This is a genomic window from Nesterenkonia massiliensis, assembly GCF_000455245.1.
GTDB classification, from domain to species: Bacteria; Actinomycetota; Actinomycetes; order Actinomycetales; family Micrococcaceae; genus Nesterenkonia; species Nesterenkonia rhizosphaerae.
In genome coordinates this window covers 246,558-263,892 of record NZ_HG005165.1, presented here as the reverse complement: position 1 = coordinate 263,892, position 17,335 = coordinate 246,558, and the positions used below count along the sequence as shown (strand labels likewise).

Below are 17,335 nucleotides of genomic sequence, written 5' to 3'. Positions count from 1 at the left end.
CACCATGAGGAGAACCTCGAACGATGACTGACCTCTACTACGACGACGACGCCGACCTCTCCGTCCTCTCCGGCAAGACCGTAGCCGTCATCGGCTACGGCTCCCAGGGCCACGCCCACGCACTGTCGCTGCGCGACTCCGGTGTGGACGTCGTCGTCGGCCTCAAGGAGGGCTCCTCCTCCCGCGCCAAGGCCGAGGAGCAGGGCCTGAAGGTCGCCACTGTTGCCGAGGCGGCAAAGGCTGCAGATGTGGTGATGATCCTGGTCCCGGATCAGCACCAGGCTGCTGTCTACGCCGAAGAGATCGCGCCGAACCTGGAGTCCGGCAACGCGCTGTTCTTCTCCCACGGCTTCAACATCCGCTTCGGCTACATCCAGCCGCCCGCCGACGTCGACGTCGCCATGGTGGCCCCGAAGGGCCCCGGCCATGTGGTCCGCCGCGAATACGAGGCAGGCCGCGGTGTGCCTGCGCTGATCGCCATTGAACAGGACGCCACCGGAAAGGCCAAGGACCTGGCTCTGGCCTACGCCAAGGGCATCGGCGGCACCCGCGCCGGTGTCATTGAGACCACCTTCACCGAGGAGACCGAAACCGATCTCTTCGGCGAGCAGGCTGTGCTCTGCGGCGGTGCCTCCCAGCTGGTGCAGTACGGCTTCGAGACCCTGACTGAGGCCGGTTATAAGCCGGAGATCGCCTACTTCGAGGTGCTCCACGAGCTGAAGCTGATCGTGGATCTGATGGTCGAAGGCGGCCTGACCAAGCAGCGCTGGTCCATCTCTGACACCGCAGAGTTCGGCGACTACGTCTCCGGTCCGCGGGTGATCTCCCCAGAGGTCAAGGAAAACATGAAGGCAGTACTGGCCGATATCCAGTCCGGTGCCTTCGCCCAGCGCTTCATGGACGACCAGCGCAACGGCGGCAAGGAGTTCGCGGAGCTGCGCAAGAAGAACGAAGAGCACCCGATCGAGTCCACCGGGCGCGAGCTGCGCAAGCTGTTCTCCTGGATCACCCAGGATGACGACTACACCGAGGGCACTGCGGCACGCTGAGGTAGTCCCGCTGGTGGGGAAACCCCGCCGCAGCGGCACGGCTGCACATACGGGAGTCACAAATAACGTTATGTATGCCACTTTCGGCGTTGAAATACCGTCTTTTGTGACTCCCGTGCCGTGGCGCACCGAGATACGCGTCCCCACTGGGCGCTAGCCGCTCGAAGAACGCGAAAAATTCTCTAGGATGGTGGGGTCGGCCGAAGCGCCGGCCCCAAGCCGTCTAAGCAGTACATCCCGATACTGAAGAAGGAACCTGTGAGCATTCGTCCCGTTGTTGTCCTCGCCGAAGAACTGTCACCTGCCACCGTCGAGGCCCTCGGGCCGGACTTCGAGATTCGTCAGTCCGACGGCACCGACCGCCCACGGCTCTTCGCGGACATCGCCGAGGCCGATGCCCTGATGGTCCGTTCCGCCACCCAGGTCGACGCCGAAGTCCTCTCCTACGCCAAGAAGCTGAAGGTTGTAGCCCGTGCCGGGGTCGGGCTGGACAATGTGGACATCCCCGCGGCCACTGCCGCTGGCGTCATGGTGGTCAACGCCCCGACGTCGAATATTGTCTCCGCCGCAGAACTGACCTGCGCCCATATCCTGGGCCTGGCTCGCAATATCTCCCCGGCGCATCAGGCGCTGAAGGCAGGGGAGTGGAAGCGCTCGAAGTACACCGGCGTGGAGCTTCAGGACAAAGTCCTCGGTGTTATTGGTCTGGGCCGCATCGGCGGACTGGTAGCCGAGCGGATGAAGGCCTTCGATATGGAGATCCTCGCCTACGACCCCTACGTCACCGCAGCCCGCGCCCACCAGCTCGGTGCGCAGCTTGTCAGTCTGGACGAGCTGTACGAAAAAGCTGACGTGATCACCATCCACATGCCCAAGACCCCCGAGACCCTCGGCATGCTGGGCAAGGCCGCCTTTGCCAAGATGAAGGACACCGCCGTGGTCGTCAACGTGGCCCGCGGTGGCCTCATCGACGAAGAAGCGCTGGAAGAGGCCCTGGCGGCAGGAGAGATCGGCGGAGCCGCAGTGGACGTCTTCTCCACTGAGCCTTCCACCGATCTGCCCTTCTTCGCCCGGGAGAATGTGGTGGTTACCCCGCATCTGGGTGCTTCCACTCACGAGGCCCAGGAGAAGGCCGGTGTCTCAGTAGCAAAGTCAGTACGGCTGGCGCTTGCCGGTGAACTCGTCCCCGACGCCGTGAACGTGGCAGGCGGAGCCATCGATCCGCTGGTGCGCCCCGGCATCCCTCTGATCGAGAAGCTCGGCCGAGTGCTCAACGCCCTCTCCACCGAAGCCTTCACCGATATTGAGACTGAGGCGGCAGGAGAGATCGCCGAGCACAACGTCTCAGCACTGCAGCTGGCAGCGCTGAAGGGTCTGTTCACCGACGTGGTGCACGAGCCGGTCTCCTACGTCAACGCTCCGGTACTTGCTGAGCAGCGCGGCATCTCCACCCGACTGACCACCACGACCGAGGTGGAGGACTACCGCAATGCGCTGACCGTGCGCGGTGCCACCTCTTCGGGCACCAACCTCTCGGCGCGCGGCACATTGACCGGCCCCAAGCAGATCGAGAAGATCGTGGGCATCAACGGTTACGATCTGGAGATCACGCTGACTGATCACCTGGTGGTCTTCGAATACGCAGATCGCCCCGGTGTGGTCGGTGCTCTTGGGCGCATCCTGGGAGATGAGGGTGTGAACATCGCTGGCATGCAGATCTCGCAGAACACCAAGGAAGGCCGCGCACTAGCTGTGCTGGCCATCGATTCTGCACTGCCCACCGGAGTGCTGGAGTCAATCAGCGCCGAGGTTCAGGCGACCCTGGCCGCCGAAGTAGACCTCGAAGACTGACCACAAGAGAGAACTTACGACACCGCTATGGCAGACAAGACCCCGTACTACATCACCACCGCGATCTCCTACCCCAACGGAGAGCCGCATATCGGTCACGCCTACGAGTACATCTCTGCTGACGTCATGGCGCGTTTCAAACGCCTCGACGGCTACGAGACGTTCTTCCTGACCGGTACCGATGAGCACGGGCAGAAGATGCAGCAGAACGCTGAGGCCCAGGGGATCACGCCCTATGAGCTGGCCACGCGCAACGCCTCTGCCTTTAAAAGGGTCGACGACGAGGTCCTGGACATCTCCTACGACCGCTTCATCCGCACCACCGATACCGATCACTACGAAGCCTCCAAGGCGCTGTGGCGACGCATGGTGGAAGCCGGGGACATCTACCTCGATAAGTACTCCGGCTGGTACTCGGTGCGCGATGAGTCTTTCTACACCGAGTCAGAGACTGAGATTCGCGAGGACGGGGAACGCTACTCCATTGAGACCGGCACCCCGGTGCACTGGGTGGAGGAGGAGTCCTACTTCTTCCGGCTGTCCAGTTACCAGGACAAGCTGCTGGCCTTCTACGAGCAGAACCCCGACTTTGCCGGCCCACGCAGTCGCTTCAACGAAGTGATCCGCTTCGTCGAAGGCGGTCTTAATGACCTCTCCATCTCCCGCACCACTTTTGATTGGGGTGTGCCGGTGCCGGAGGATCTCACGGCCGGTGAGACTGACCTCAAGCACGTGATGTACGTGTGGGTGGACGCGCTGACCAACTATTTGACCGGCGTGGGCTACCCCCAGGTGGATTCTGAGTCTTTCCAGAAGTTCTGGCCCGCGGACCTGCATCTCATCGGCAAAGACATCTCCCGGTTCCACTGCATTTTCTGGCCGGCGTTCCTGATGAGCGCCGGATTGCCGCTGCCCAAGCGCGTCATCATCCACGGCTTCCTGCACAATGCCGGCGAGAAGATGTCCAAGTCGGTGGGCAATGTGGTGGCTCCTGCAGCCTGGGTGGATACTTACGGCCTCGACGCCGTGCGCTTCTTCCTGCTCAGAGAATTCCCCTACGGCCAGGACGGCTCCTACACTCACGAAGCCGTGATCGGACGTAAGAACTCTGACCTGGCCAATAACCTCGGGAACCTGGCACAGCGAAGCTTGTCCATGATCGTGAAGAACTGCGACGGCGCGATCCCGCAGCCCGGTGAGTACACCGCTGAGGACCGTGCCATCCTGGACCAGGCGGAGGCCCTGCTGGAGACTTCACGGGAGGCCTACCAGCTCCAGGACTTCCACCGCGCCTTGGAACGCACCTGGCATGTACTGGGGGAGACTAACGCCTACTTCGCGGAGCAGGAACCGTGGAAGCTGAAGAAGACCGATGAGGCACGCATGCGGACCGTGCTGTATGTGACGGCCGAGATCATCCGTAAGGTGGCTCTGCTCATTCAGCCGGTGATGCCCACCTCAGCCACCAAGCTGCTGGATGTTCTAGGTGTTCCAGCCTCCGGTGATGCGGGACGCACCAACGCCTCCGGCGAGGGTCCGCGCAGCTTTTCGGCCTTCGACCAGGCGCTTGAGCCGGGAAGCGCGCTAGAGAAACCGCAGCCGATCTTCCCGCGGCATGAGGAGCCGGAGACGGTGTGATCCGCCAGCGTGCCAGCTCTCAGCTAGCGCGCGCAGCCTCTGGCGGCGAGCACGACGGCGCCCCACGCAGCTCTCGAAGCATCATGAAGGTTCCAGATGCTGAGAACTGCGGGGGCGCCGTCGTCGTACCGGGAAGTGCTCACTACTGTGAGTTCCATGACAGAGCAGAGCGTTTCAGCGGCAGAGCAGGCAGCCCAGCATCTGGAGATCGCGGTGATCCCGGGAGACGGTATCGGTCCCGAGGTGATCACCGAGGCCAGGAAGGTGCTGGACGTCGCTGCGGAGGCTTCAGGAGCCACGGTCGCCTACACCGAATACCCCCTGGGAGTGCAGCACTGGCTTGCCACCGGGGAGACCCTGTCTGAGGAAACCCTGCAGCAGCTGCGTGGGCATGACGCGATCCTCTTCGGCGCCGTCGGTGCGGATCCGCAGGACACCCGGGTGCCCAGCGGCCTCATCGAGCGCGAACTGCTGCTCAAACTGCGCTTCAGTCTCGACCACTGCGTCAACCTGCGCCCGGCCCGCACCTACCCGGGAGTGCAGACTCCGCTGGCTACTGATGCTCCGATTGACTTCGTGGTGGTGCGCGAAGGCACCGAGGGTCCCTATGTGGGCAACGGCGGCAGTATTCGCAAGGGAACGAGTCAGGAAATCGCCACCGAAGTCTCGCTGAACACCGCCTACGGCGTACAGCGTGTAGTGGAGGACGCCTTTGTGCGCGCTCAGGGCCGGTCCAAGAAGCTGACCCTGGTGCATAAGCACAATGTGCTGGTCCACGCTGGTGACCTGTGGCGCCGTGCAGTGGAACAGGCAGCACCCTCATACCCAGATGTGACCTGGGACTATATGCATGTTGATGCCGCCACCATCCATATGGTGACTCATCCCGGACGTTTCGATGTGATTGTCACTGACAACCTCTTCGGCGATATCCTCACCGACCTGGCCGGCGCGGTCACCGGAGGGATCGGCCTGGCTGCCTCCGGTTCCATCAACGCCACCGGTGATGCGCCCTCCATGTTCGAGCCAGTACACGGATCCGCTCCGGATATTGCCGGTCAGGGCATCGCTGATCCGACGGCGGCAATCCTCTCCGCAGCGCTGATGCTTGACCATCTGGGCCTGAGCACCGCCGCAGAACAGATCGAGCAGGCCGTTCACGTCCAGCTCAGCCAGTGGGCTGCCGAGGCCAGCGGATCCTTAAGTACCGCGCAGCGTGGCGATGCCTACGTCCTGCAACTGCGCCGCGTCGTCGCAGGCTCCTAGACGGCGGTAAAGTGGGGGCTGATCACAGCCCTTTGACCTATGTACCAGCACGGGTACACCAGGCACATGCTGAAAGGCAGGCACCCATGAAGTTCGAGGTTACCGAGCACCCGAATCCCACCAGCGGCGAGCGGATCGCAGAGATTCTGCAGAACCCCGGGTTCGGCACGAACTTCACCGATCACACCACTGTGGTGGACTGGAGTGCCGACGCCGGATGGCAGGATGCCCGCATTGAGCCCTACGGTCCCATCACCCTGGACCCCGCAGCCTCGGTTCTGCACTACGCCTCGGAGATCTTCGAAGGCATGAAGGCCTACCTGCACCCCGATGGCAGCGTGTACACCTTCCGCCCCTTTGCCAACGCGGCCCGAATGAACGCCTCAGCACGCCGGATGGCGCTGCCGGAGATCGACGAAGAAGTGTTCGTACAGTCCCTCGAGGTGCTGGTGGCCAAGGACAAAGCATGGGTTCCCGCCGGCGACGGTGAGGCCCTGTACCTGCGCCCCTTCATGTTCGGCACCGAGGCATTCTTGGGTGTGCGACCCTCGCAGACGGTGACCTACCGGGTGATTGCCTCGCCTGCCGGTAACTTCTTCGGCGGAGAGCTCAAGCCCGTGAAGATCTGGGTCTCGCGCGACTATGTGCGCGCTGCACCCGGTGGCACCGGCGCAGCGAAGACCGGCGGCAACTACGCCGGCTCCCTTGCCGCGCAGGCCCAGGCCGCGCAGAAGGGCTGCCAGCAGGTGCTGTTCCTGGACCCGCTGCACGAGAACGCCATTGAAGAGCTCGGCGGCATGAATGTCTTCCTGGTCACCAACGACGGACGCCTGCTCACCCCCGAGCTGACCGGCACCATCCTGGAGGGCGTGACCCGCTCCTCCATCATCCAGTTGGCCCAGGACCGAGGCTTGACCGTGGAGGAGCGACGCGTGGGGCTTGAAGAATGGGCCAAGGGCGCAGCCGACGGGACCATCGTTGAAGCCTTCGCCTGTGGCACCGCTGCCGTGGTCACGCCCATCGGCGAGCTGCTGGACGGTGACCAGACCATCACCATGACCGGTGATTTCTCCACTACCCTCGCGCTGCGCGAGGAACTGCTGGGTATCCAGACCGGCAAGGTGGAGGACCGGCACGGCTGGCTGCACAAGCTGGCCTGACTCTGGGACAGAAGCTCCACCGGTGCGTACTCGGTGAGGCTGGTGCGCTCAACGAGGCCAGTGCGCTCAGTTAGGCTGGTGGCATGCGCATTGCACGATTTGTCACCGACGCCGAACCCGCCTATGGAATCCTCAGTGGAGAGCCGGGGGAGGAGACCCTCACCCAGCTCATCGGAGACCCCTTCTACCAGGGCATTCAGCAGTCCGGACAGACCCATAAGCTCGAGGATGTGCGCTTGGTGGCGCCGATCATTCCCCGTTCCAAGATCGTAGGCGTGGGTCGAAACTACGCAGATCACGCCAAGGAGATGGGCAATGAGCTGCCCACCTCCCCGCTGCTGTTCCTCATCCCCAACACTGCTGTGGTGGGACCCCAGGAGCCGGTCACGCTGCCTTCCTTCTCTGAAGAGGTCAGCTACGAGGCAGAGCTGGCCGTAGTCATTGGACGTATCTGCAAGGACGTGCCGATTGAGCGCGTGGACGAGGTGATCTTCGGCTACACCGTCAGCAATGACGTCACCGCACGGGACGCTCAGCGCACTGATAACCAGTGGGCCCGCGCCAAGGGCTTCGACGGTTCTTCCCCGCTGGGGCCCTGGATCGAGACTGAACTGGATACCGATGACCTGCGCGTCACCGGTCGACTCAACGGTTCGACCGTCCAGGACGGCACCACCGCAGATATGGTCTTCGGTGTGCGGGAACTGGTCTCCTATATCTCCCAGGCCTTTACCCTGCTGCCCGGAGATGTCATCCTCACCGGCACCCCGGCGGGCGTAGGCCTGCTCTCCGACGGTGACCGTTTTGAAGCCGAGGTTGAGGGCATCGGAACTCTGACCAACTTCTTCAGGCGCTGAGGCGTCGTCGTTATCCGCTTCCGCGCGAATGTGGAAGCCACCCCATCCACCACCAGGAGTAGACAACCCCCTATGAGCACTCCCGTTGCTCCCCCCAAGGACATCCCCGCCGTCGACGCCGCGACTGAAGTCCGTGTGCGTTTCTGCCCCTCACCCACAGGCACCCCGCATGTGGGACTGATCCGCACTGCACTGTTCAACTGGGCTTATGCCCGGCACACCGGTGGCAAGCTGATCTTCCGCATCGAGGACACTGACGCCAAGCGTGACAGCGAAGAGTCATACCAGCAGCTTCTGGAAGCCCTGAACTGGTTGGGTATCGATTGGGATGAGGGCGTGGAGGCCGGTGGTCCGCATGGGCCCTACCGCCAGTCCCAGCGCGGTGAGATCTATCAGGATGTACTGGCGAAGCTGAAGGACGCCGGATTCATCTACGAGTCCTACTCCACTCCGGAAGAGATCGAGGCACGTCACAGGGCCGCTGGCCGTGACCCCAAGCTCGGCTATGACGGTTATGACCGCGACCTCAGCGCTGAGCAGATCGAGGCCTTCCGTGCCGAAGGTCGTGAGCCGGTGCTGCGTTTCCGGATGCCCGATGAGGACATCACCTTCACCGACCTGGTGCGTGGTGAAATCACCTTCGGCGCAGGTTCCACCCCCGATTTTGTGGTGGCGCGGGCTAACGGTCAGCCGCTCTACACGCTGGTCAACCCCGTCGATGACGCGCTCATGGAGATCACTCATGTGCTGCGCGGCGAGGACCTACTGTCCTCGACCCCGCGGCAGATTGCCCTATACCGGGCGCTCTACGTTATCGGTGTGGCCAAGTACATGCCGGCCTTCGGGCATCTGCCTTACGTGATGGGGGAGGGGAATAAGAAACTCTCCAAGCGCGACCCGGAGTCCAACCTCTTCCACCACAGGGACCGCGGGTTCATCCGGGAGGGTCTGCTGAACTACCTGGCGCTGCTGGGATGGTCGCTCTCGGCTGATGAGGACATCTTCACCGTGGAGGAACTGGTGGAGAATTTCGACGTCGCCGATGTGCTGGGCAACCCTGCGCGCTTTGACACCAAGAAGGCTGAAGCCATCAACGGCACGCATATCCGCCGCCTGGAGCGGGAGGATTTCCGCGACCGTATGGTGCCGTATCTGCAGGCCCGAGATTTGGTGGGCGCAGAGCTCACCGAGCGTGAGGCGTTCCTGCTCGACGGCGCAGCTCCCTTGGTTCAGGAGCGGATTGCGCTGCTGGATGAGGGTGCGGACATGATGGCGTTCCTCTTCGTGGCAGATGAGGACCTTCAGATCGAGGAGAAGGCCTTCAGCGGCTTGGGGGATCAGGTGCTGGAGACCCTCGATGCTTCCGTCTCTGCTCTGGAGGCCATCGATGAGGGCTCCTGGAGCACCGAGGCAATTGAGGAAGCCCTGCGTGAGGCCCTGATTGAAGGGCTTCAGCTGAAGCCGCGCAAGGCCTTCGGTGCGGTGCGCTCTGCCGTTTCCGGACGCCGGGTCTCGCCGCCGCTGTTTGAGTCCATGGAGCTGCTGGGCCGTAGGTCGTCACTGGCCCGACTGGCGCGCTTCCGCGCTGAGGTCGAGTCCCGGGGCTGATGTCGTGTGGGTTCTGCTCCTGTGAGTAAGCCCATACACGGGCCGGGTCCTGCCGATTTTGCGCAAGGGCCCGGCCACAGTGTAAAGTAGATACCCGTGCGAGGCCGCCGAATGGACCGGCTGAGCGCGGTAAAAATTGAACAGTGGGCTATGGTGTAATTGGCAACACAGCGGTTTCTGGTACCGTCGTTCTAGGTTCGAGTCCTAGTAGCCCAGCGGATTGGCTTCGGCCAGTCTTTCGCACTGGGCCCCATCGTATAGCGGCCTAGTACGCCGCCCTCTCACGGCGGTAACGCGGGTTCGAATCCCGCTGGGGTCACCAAGTTTTTTCTTGGTGAAGCAGTGCGAACAAATGAATACGGCCCCATCGTATAGCGGCCTAGTACGCCGCCCTCTCACGGCGGTAACGCGGGTTCGAATCCCGCTGGGGTCACAAATCAATACAAGAGGTGAAAACCCCAGGTCGAATGCAGACTTGGGGTTTTTCCGTATCTGACATGAATTATCGAATGTCTGCTTCGCCCCCTTGAGTCTTCCCTACCTGGCTAGTATGGAGCCATGAGCATGGATGAGCTGCTGGAGTTAGAGCACAAAGGGTGGCAATCATTGTGCTCCAGCTTAGCTGCGGATTTCTATGGACAGCTCATGACCGAAAACGGGGTCAAGATTCTTTCCCCCGGTTTGTCCTCACTCGCGAACAGGTCATCGAGTCGCTGAATGATGCGTCACCCTGGCGCGAGTATGAGATCACAGAAGAACCGCTCGTTTCACTACATGAGTCCTCTGCAGTCTTTGTCTACAAAGGCACTGTTTGGCGCGATGAAGCAGCCCCTGAGTTCCGGGCATTGATGTCCTCTCTTGACGTGCGACGCCAGAACGGATGGCGATTAGCCTCCTACCAGCAAACTCCCATTTCTGAGTAGGTCCTTCCTTCATTTGCGGAACTGAGGAAGGACAACGTCCGTGCACAATTCTTTTAGTCGGGGGCGTGGAAGCTGGCTAGCGTATAACGTGAGAAAGTCCGGCTCTCGGTCACGGATTTAGGCGGCCTCACCCGTGCTCCTGTTTCATGGTCTCGCTGGGCGCCATCCCTTGAACTGCTACCTAGCGGCAGGATCCTGCTAAGCACCGACCGTGTGCGGCTGCTGGATCAGCAAGGCCATGGCCGCAGCACCCACCGGCCAGCGGATCTTTCACGAGAAGCATTCGTCGCGGATGTGGTTGATGTCCTTTAAGAGTTTTGCCCGGGAGAGAAAGTCACTCTCATTGGACAGTCCATGGGTGCGCATGCGGCGTTCCTTCAGGCGGCCGTCGAGCAAAATGGCTCAGCCGAGCACAGAGCAGATGAACGCAGGACGCCCGACCACTATGTCCTATGTTGGGAATTCCGGTGGCAGAAATTTCTCTTAGAGCGATGAAGTCACCTTGACGCTCCGTGTATCATCCTGATAAATGACGTTGTGCTGAAGCCCGTTCGCACAGTGGCCACAAATTATGTGGTGGCCGTGTGCCTAGGAGGCCCATATGGCCAGATTAGAGTCTGTTCGACTCGCCGTAGAGCACTGTGTCAACGTTCAGGCTCCGCTGCTTCTGCTGGTGGGACAACACGGCTGTGGATTCACTGAATTTATCCGTGGAATAGAATTTCAGCTGGGCACAGCTTTTGCGATTTGTCCTTCTTTTAACGTTCCCGAACACGCGCTGCAGCGCCGGCTTCAGGTTCTGGACGAGTGCAAAGTGCCTGATCCGCATGCTGCCGCAGCCGAGCTGCGTCGCCTAGCCAGCCCTGAGGGCAGTAGACGCCCTGGAATACTGATTATTCCCAGAGTCGAGCTGTTGGACGAAGAATCATTCAGCGTGGTGGATCTGCTGGTCCGCGAGCAAAGCGTGGGGTTGGTTTTTACCTGTTCATCGGAATCCCAACTGGGATTTGGTTATGCCAGGGCCCTTCACTCGCGGCGCGGACTCAAAATACGTCTCGAACCCCTAAGCTTCGAGGAGGCGGAAGTGATCCTCCGAGAAGAACTTGGTCACTCGCCGACTGCTGCACTGACCGATTTCATGCTTCGGGCAGCTGGATCCACTCCCCACGAGGTTCGGCGGTTGGCCGTCGCCGGGCGTGCCGAGGGCTGGATTGTCCCGCGCGACGGTCGAAGTGCGGTTGTGCGTTGCCCTGCCTGGATGGACCGTAGCGCCGCTGCTGACTTCTGTCGAAGCCTGGAAGCGGACCTAGGTCCTGCTGCCGTCGGTCTCCTGTATTTGGTCGCGGTGCGCGAGCGTATTCCGCTGCGGGAACTCCTTGATGATGAAGCAATCCGCAGCGTGGTCTTTTGGCTCCTCGAGGCGGGGCTACTTCGCAGCGAAGGCACTGAAGTATGTCTGGGACGGGCGAGGTTCCGTCACCACTTGGTCTTGGCGGCTCGGGATGATCACCTCCAGCAACTCCCTACGGCTTCTTGGGCGCTTGCCCGCCGGGCCGGTGGAGATCACATTGATGATGAAACAACTGTGGCTGCGGCATACCAGCACATAGAACGAGGCCTTCTTGAGCAGGCCCGGTTCCTCGCAAGTGGATTGACCCCAGAGAACGCCAATCTGCGTTACATCGAAGCCAGCATTCTCGCCGCATCCGGGGCTCCACGGTCCGCGCTGAACGTACTGGAGACCACTACAGGATCTCAGCCAGGTCAGCCTGATGAGCATGCGCTGGCTGCGTTCATCCGAGGCTCCTTGCTGGGAGCCGGCAGCGCTGGTGATACCGAAGTATCGGATTTCTCATCCCGTCTGGCACATTTTGATGACTATGCGCCCACTGGGTACCTTCGCGCATTTGCACCACCTCGGCATCGGAAGTCGGATCCGTGCGTCTCCACCGAACGGCACGAAGTGTCCGGCAAACTCGATCTTGAACTGCTGGGACGCGTGGCATCGGCAGCCTTGGATAGCTACGCCGCTGCGATCGCTGGCGATACCAGTCGGGCATTGTCATCGCTAAGGGAGGTGACAAGTGTGCCGGCCTCGAAGGTGCCGCTCCTTGGTGGCAGCTGGATCTATGAACGAGTCGGTCTTGCCCGAATTCTGATTAATCCGGCCGATACGCCTTTACCAGAGTCATGGATGAAAGACGAATCTCCTGAGCGCCGGCTCCTCCATGCCGTAATCGATCAGACCCTGAAGGTAGTGCGCGGCGTGGTATGCGGCAAGGAGACGCCGGAACTTCAAGCCGAGATGGATGACCTATGGACGCAGTTTGAAACCGGGCTCCCTGTCGGAAGTATCTCGCGCCGCCTTCTGGAGGCCCTGGATAGGGTGTTGGACAACACCCGCTCAGTGGAGCTGCTGGGCCCTCCTGACTTGGTTCCGCCGGTGCTCGCCCGAACATTCCGTGATGCGTGCACCGACACTCTCGTCCTGCTGGGAGGATTGTTGCATGCGCCGACTACCTCACTTGCCCTATCGATTGAGGGCGCCTTCAAGATAGCCCCCGACGCACCCGGTATGAGGCGTATGGTGCTGCGAACAGTGCTGCTTCGACGCGCGGCGTCAATACCTGCTGACACACTGCAGGAACTCATCGATTTAGCAAGGGCAGCCGATGTCGAGGACGAGGTCCTTCAGTCTGCGCAGGTGCTGGCGTGGGGAGGAGAGAACCGCCGTCGTTTCCTGGCTTCAACCATGACAACGGGCCAAGGGTTTCGGTTCTGTACCGCGATATTGCGTCCCGAGCATCGCGCAGCCGCTAAGCTGCACCCTGCGGTGGAGGAGCTGCTTTCGGCCCGGGAGCGCGAAATCACTCAGCAACTGATGGTAGGTGCAGAAACTGCCGACGTCGCGCACGAGCTGAAGATCTCGGTGCGCACCGTTCAGGCACATGTGCGCAGCATCTATCGTAAGCTCGGTGTTGCTTCCCGAACCCAGCTGCGCGCCAGGATATTAGGCTCTTCAAGGAGCCTGACTTGAAGGATTTTCCGTGCACCCTGGTTCTTGACAGCTTCAAGGCCGCTGCAAGGATTGTTGACGCACTGCTTTCGTTGCCCAAACGGCAGAGTATTGGCTTACTGCTGCCATGTCTTTGGGGCGCCGACGACGTCGTCGAAGAACTGTCAGCGCGCGTCCCTGTGCTGCGCGTGGACGGAGCAATCGGAGAAGGCTCCGGATCCTGCCCGTTGGCCGTTGCGCTGAAGCATGCTGATATCGCGTTGGATGATGGCACGCCCCAGGCATCAGCTCAAGCGCTGCGGGTATGGGGGCGGCAGGAGTCTGAACGTACGGGAGACTGTCCCGTCGTCGTCATTGAATCTGCGACGATGCTGGATCCAGCAGGCGGAGAAACACTGGTCGAGGCCGGACTCGCCGATGCTGTGCGGCTAGTACTCCTGCTGCGTACTGAAGCGGAGACCCCCTCCTTTGTGCAGCCCCTTCAACGTGCAGGACGCCTTGGCATGTTCTCACTTGCCAGTTTGACTAATGCGGCTCTGTCCCATGCAGTTGAAACACATTTGGGTGCACCTGTGTGTTCCCCCACGCTGCAACGTCTCAGTGCCCTCAGCGCCGGTCATCCGTTTCTCGCAAAGCGGGTCCTGGAGGCCGCCCTCCAGACAGGAGTGCTCAGGCGCCGTGGAAGTGTGTGGGTCTGGAGCATTGATGAGGAGCCGCTGCAGCAGCTACTCGGACGTGAAATCGGAGGAATCCTGGGGGGTTTGGAAGCTCCCGAGCAGGAACTGCTGGTTCTGACTGCCATCAGCGGGAGACTTCCCGAGAGCTGGGCAAGGACACATTACGGAGAAGCAGCGGTGTTGAGCCTACGTGCACAGGACCTGCTTGCACCTGATCGTGTCACCCACCAGGGATTCCTAGACGTGCGTGTGACAGCAGAGGCGTTAATCACGGCCGTCAGGATTGTCTACAACCCAACAGAACTCATTCGACTCTGGTATGACGTGGGGCGATACATCCCATCCGAGGACGGTGGACCTGCTTCAGAGTCTTCGCTTATATGGTGGGCCGCCCGGGCTGGCGTCCGTACAGAGGTCGAGAAGGCTGAGCGAGTCGGTCGACTGTGCATCTCCCGAAGCTGGTACGAGCCGGTCCTGGATATCGTGGGTGCGGCGGAGTCCGTGACCCCCATGCTGCGCGTGCTGCGGGCCAGAGCGCTGTTGGCCACAGGGCAGATTGAAGAAGCTGCTAGAGCGCTCCGTTTGTTCGCGGACCAGTGCCAAAACGAGGCCTCAAGGGGCGCTTATCCGGAGGCTCACCGACAAGCGCGCCTACTGGCTTATCGGATGTGTCTATTCCACCCAGAAATTGGTCGCCCGATACTTAGTGATCTGGATTCGTTCGGGCAAAACAGTACTCCTTATCTCTCGCGCATATACGATCTGACTTCGTGTGATGATTCGGACATCTGGCTGAGAGAACTGGCGCAGATTCGTCTGCACGCCGACTGGGACGAACTTGTTGTAGCTCAACTTTGGGTAGGTGCTTGGCTCGGCATGCGTCAGCATCCGGGACTTGGCCGCTTAGTATTGGCCTCCCTCTGGGATGATCTGGCTCGGGAAGGTAATCATCCAGACATTGAGGATGCCGCCGTCACACTCATGCTGCTGATCGCGATGGCTCATGACTGGCGGACAGACGCGCTGCGGGTCGAACTGCGTACCTGGGCGAGCCGGCCTACGCCGAGTGTCTCGTTTCAGGGCACCGTGGACCTAGTGAGCTCGCTACTCGCCATGCAGGAGGACAGAATGGTTTCTGCTCTGCGCTACGCCACGGCAGCTCATGAAGCATTCCTCCGGGCAGACGCCTACGGTCTGGCCCGGTGCGCCTCATCGCTGATCGCAGCGACTGCATCATACGTAGACGAACACGTCGCCAATGAGGCGCATATGTCGCATCGAATCCGATACCCCGATGACGACCCATACATCGGCTTGCCACACGTTCGTCTGTTCGCTGAGGGTCTGGCCCTTATCGGCAGTGGACTTCCTGCTGCTGAAGTCAGCTCACGGCTCATACAGCTGGGATCGCAGGCACGAGGCGAAGGGGAGTGGGCTCAAGAGCAGCAACTGCTGCTATTGGCCTTGCTGGGGCGTTCGGCTCAGGCAGTCAATTGCGTGCTGGCTGCTCCATGGACTCAACGGCACGGTAGAACAGCGATGATCGTGAAGCTGGCAGCTGCGATGGCCAGTCACAGTGATCATGAGGCACTCGATATTGCCTCCTCCCTGATCGAAGCCAAAGCTACATTCTTCGGGCTTTCTATTATCAGTGTGCGCTGGGAGCGGAAGCACGAAATGTCGCGCAGACATAGGGCACAGGCGATTCGCTTGCTTCTTGAAGCCAAGGAGCAAGCAGTTGAACCATCCTGGCTTCTGTCTACGTTTACGGACCTTCAGTTGAATGAACGTGAGTCCGCGGTTCTCCGCGGCTTGCAACAGGGCCTTTCCACCCGTGCCATCGCCCGATCACTGGATTTGTCTCCACGAACTGTCGAGTCCACCATTTCCAGACTGCTCCACAGGTTCGCGTGTGACAACCGGGTGGAACTCGTCTCCCTGGGGTTGCTTTCCAGCGATACCTACTAAATCTCCCTGCGCTGCCCGGATAGGCTAAGCAGATGGGGATTGCGGAGCTGGCCGGGGGCGCGAGTTCAGTCTCCCGAGTGACGCAAGCCCTGTCGACGCGCAGCAGAAGTTGCTCGCCTGGACTGACCCCTCTACCGAGAGGACAAGAGAGCGAATGACCAATCAGCCTAAGGCGCCGGAGACTGTGGGGCGGGTTGGTGAAGAGGTTGTGCTGGAAACCCTGCGGGCCGCCGTCGATCCCCACAATAGCGCTGTGACCGGCACCTCCATGGACCTCGGACCAGGTGACGACGCCGCCCTGCTCACTGCCACGGCTGGAGCTCAGCTTGTGCTCACAACTGACACCATGAGCGAAGGCCAGGACTTCCGCCGTGAATGGTGGCTCGGGTCCGCGGAGCTCAGCGCGGCCGCCGGGGAATCGGCCGAGAAATGGGCTATGGACGTCGGCACCAAGGCAGCCGCGCAGAATCTCTCCGATATCAATGCTATGGGCGCAGTCCCCACCGCCTTGCTGGTGAGTCTGACATTGCCTGCAGACCTACCGGTGCGGTGGGTTAAGGACTTCTACCGCGGTGTGATCCGCGCATGCCAGCAGCCTGGGGCCCAACGCTGCGTGATCGCTGGCGGGGATCTTGGCACCGGAGAACAGATCTCGGTGACCATCACCGCAGTGGGAGAGCTCCCACGGGAGGCTGAAGGCCAACCGGCCGGAGGCCTGCGCCGCAGCGGAGCAACCGCGGGGGATGTGCTGGCCATCTGCGGTCCCCTCGGACGAGCCGCAGCCGGACTGGCGTTCCTAGACATGCCCCGCGACGAGCTGACGGATCCGGAGAAACTGCAGCACCTGGACCACCACGCCGACCTCCTGGCGCAGGTCTTGACTGCCCAGCAGCGCCCCACCCCGCCGCTGACTGCCGGGCCAGCGGCGCGCGCTGCCGGTGCTACCGCAGCTATGGATATCTCTGATGGCCTGCTGCGTGACGCCGGACGTCTGGCACGTTCCTCAGAGGTGCGCATCGAGTTCGACGACGACGCTCTGCTGGCTGAAGCGCGGACCCTGGAACCCATCGCCACCGCAGTGGGCAGCACCCCTGATCAGGCTCTTTCCTGGGTGCTTGGCGGGGGTGAGGAATACGCACTGCTGGCGAGCTTCCCCGCCGTCGTGGAACTGCCGGAGGGGTTCCGGCGGATAGGGACAGTCGCAGACGCCAACGGCGCCCCCGGCGTGATTACCGGAAGCGCCGTTGAGAGCATTGGCTGGGACTCACTGGCTTAACTGATGTCTGGCCCGTCCCGGAACGACCTGATCAGCCGTTGAACAT

General features: G+C 61.5%; 10 protein-coding genes and 3 tRNA genes. All 13 read left to right on the top strand.

Features of this window, described 5'->3' with window-relative positions:
- Window positions 1–23 precede the first annotated feature (23 nt).
- The 13 genes from ilvC (at window position 24) to thiL (ending at window position 17,289) form a co-directional block, all read left to right on the top strand.
- A complete protein-coding gene (gene ilvC, locus TX78_RS01230; RefSeq protein ID WP_044492920.1) occupies window positions 24–1,049 on the top strand; it encodes a ketol-acid reductoisomerase in 1,026 nt (341 codons plus the stop codon).
- A gap of 258 nt (window positions 1,050–1,307) precedes the next feature.
- A complete protein-coding gene (gene serA, locus TX78_RS01225; protein WP_044492917.1) occupies window positions 1,308–2,900 on the top strand; it encodes a phosphoglycerate dehydrogenase in 1,593 nt (530 codons plus the stop codon).
- Window positions 2,901–2,927: 27 nt separating this feature from the next.
- Window positions 2,928–4,538, top strand: a complete 1,611-nt coding sequence (gene metG / locus TX78_RS01220) for a methionine--tRNA ligase (protein ID WP_044492915.1) — start codon at window positions 2,928–2,930, stop codon at window positions 4,536–4,538.
- A gap of 156 nt (window positions 4,539–4,694) precedes the next feature.
- Entirely contained in the window at window positions 4,695–5,804 is a 1,110-nt protein-coding gene (locus TX78_RS01215; RefSeq protein WP_044493490.1) for a 3-isopropylmalate dehydrogenase, read from the top strand.
- 86 nt (window positions 5,805–5,890) lie between these two features.
- On the top strand, window positions 5,891–6,964 hold the full coding sequence (locus tag TX78_RS01210; protein WP_044492913.1) for a branched-chain amino acid aminotransferase: 1,074 nt from the start codon (window positions 5,891–5,893) through the stop codon (window positions 6,962–6,964).
- Window positions 6,965–7,047: 83 nt separating this feature from the next.
- Window positions 7,048–7,821, top strand: a complete 774-nt coding sequence (locus tag TX78_RS01205) for a fumarylacetoacetate hydrolase family protein (RefSeq protein ID WP_044492910.1) — start codon at window positions 7,048–7,050, stop codon at window positions 7,819–7,821.
- 72 nt (window positions 7,822–7,893) lie between these two features.
- The gene (gene gltX, locus TX78_RS01200; RefSeq protein WP_044492908.1) at window positions 7,894–9,429 is read left to right on the top strand and encodes a glutamate--tRNA ligase; all 1,536 of its coding nucleotides are present in this window, start codon (window positions 7,894–7,896) and stop codon (window positions 9,427–9,429) included.
- Between the two features lie 144 nt (window positions 9,430–9,573).
- Window positions 9,574–9,645: transfer RNA gene (locus tag TX78_RS01195), tRNA-Gln, on the top strand.
- Window positions 9,646–9,675: 30 nt separating this feature from the next.
- A tRNA-Glu gene (locus tag TX78_RS01190) sits at window positions 9,676–9,751 on the top strand.
- A gap of 38 nt (window positions 9,752–9,789) precedes the next feature.
- Window positions 9,790–9,862 (top strand) — tRNA-Glu (locus TX78_RS01185).
- Window positions 9,863–11,436: 1,574 nt separating this feature from the next.
- Window positions 11,437–13,389, top strand: a complete 1,953-nt coding sequence (locus TX78_RS12400) for a helix-turn-helix transcriptional regulator (RefSeq protein WP_049897268.1) — start codon at window positions 11,437–11,439, stop codon at window positions 13,387–13,389.
- A gap of 1,166 nt (window positions 13,390–14,555) precedes the next feature.
- Window positions 14,556–16,013 carry a helix-turn-helix transcriptional regulator gene (locus TX78_RS14070; protein WP_233722139.1) on the top strand — a complete coding sequence of 486 codons (1,458 nt, stop codon included), beginning with the start codon at window positions 14,556–14,558 and terminating at the stop codon, window positions 16,011–16,013.
- Between the two features lie 154 nt (window positions 16,014–16,167).
- Window positions 16,168–17,289 (top strand): thiamine-phosphate kinase, encoded by a 1,122-nt coding sequence (thiL, locus tag TX78_RS01160; protein WP_044492900.1) that lies wholly within the window; start codon window positions 16,168–16,170, stop codon window positions 17,287–17,289.
- Window positions 17,290–17,335 lie beyond the last annotated feature (46 nt).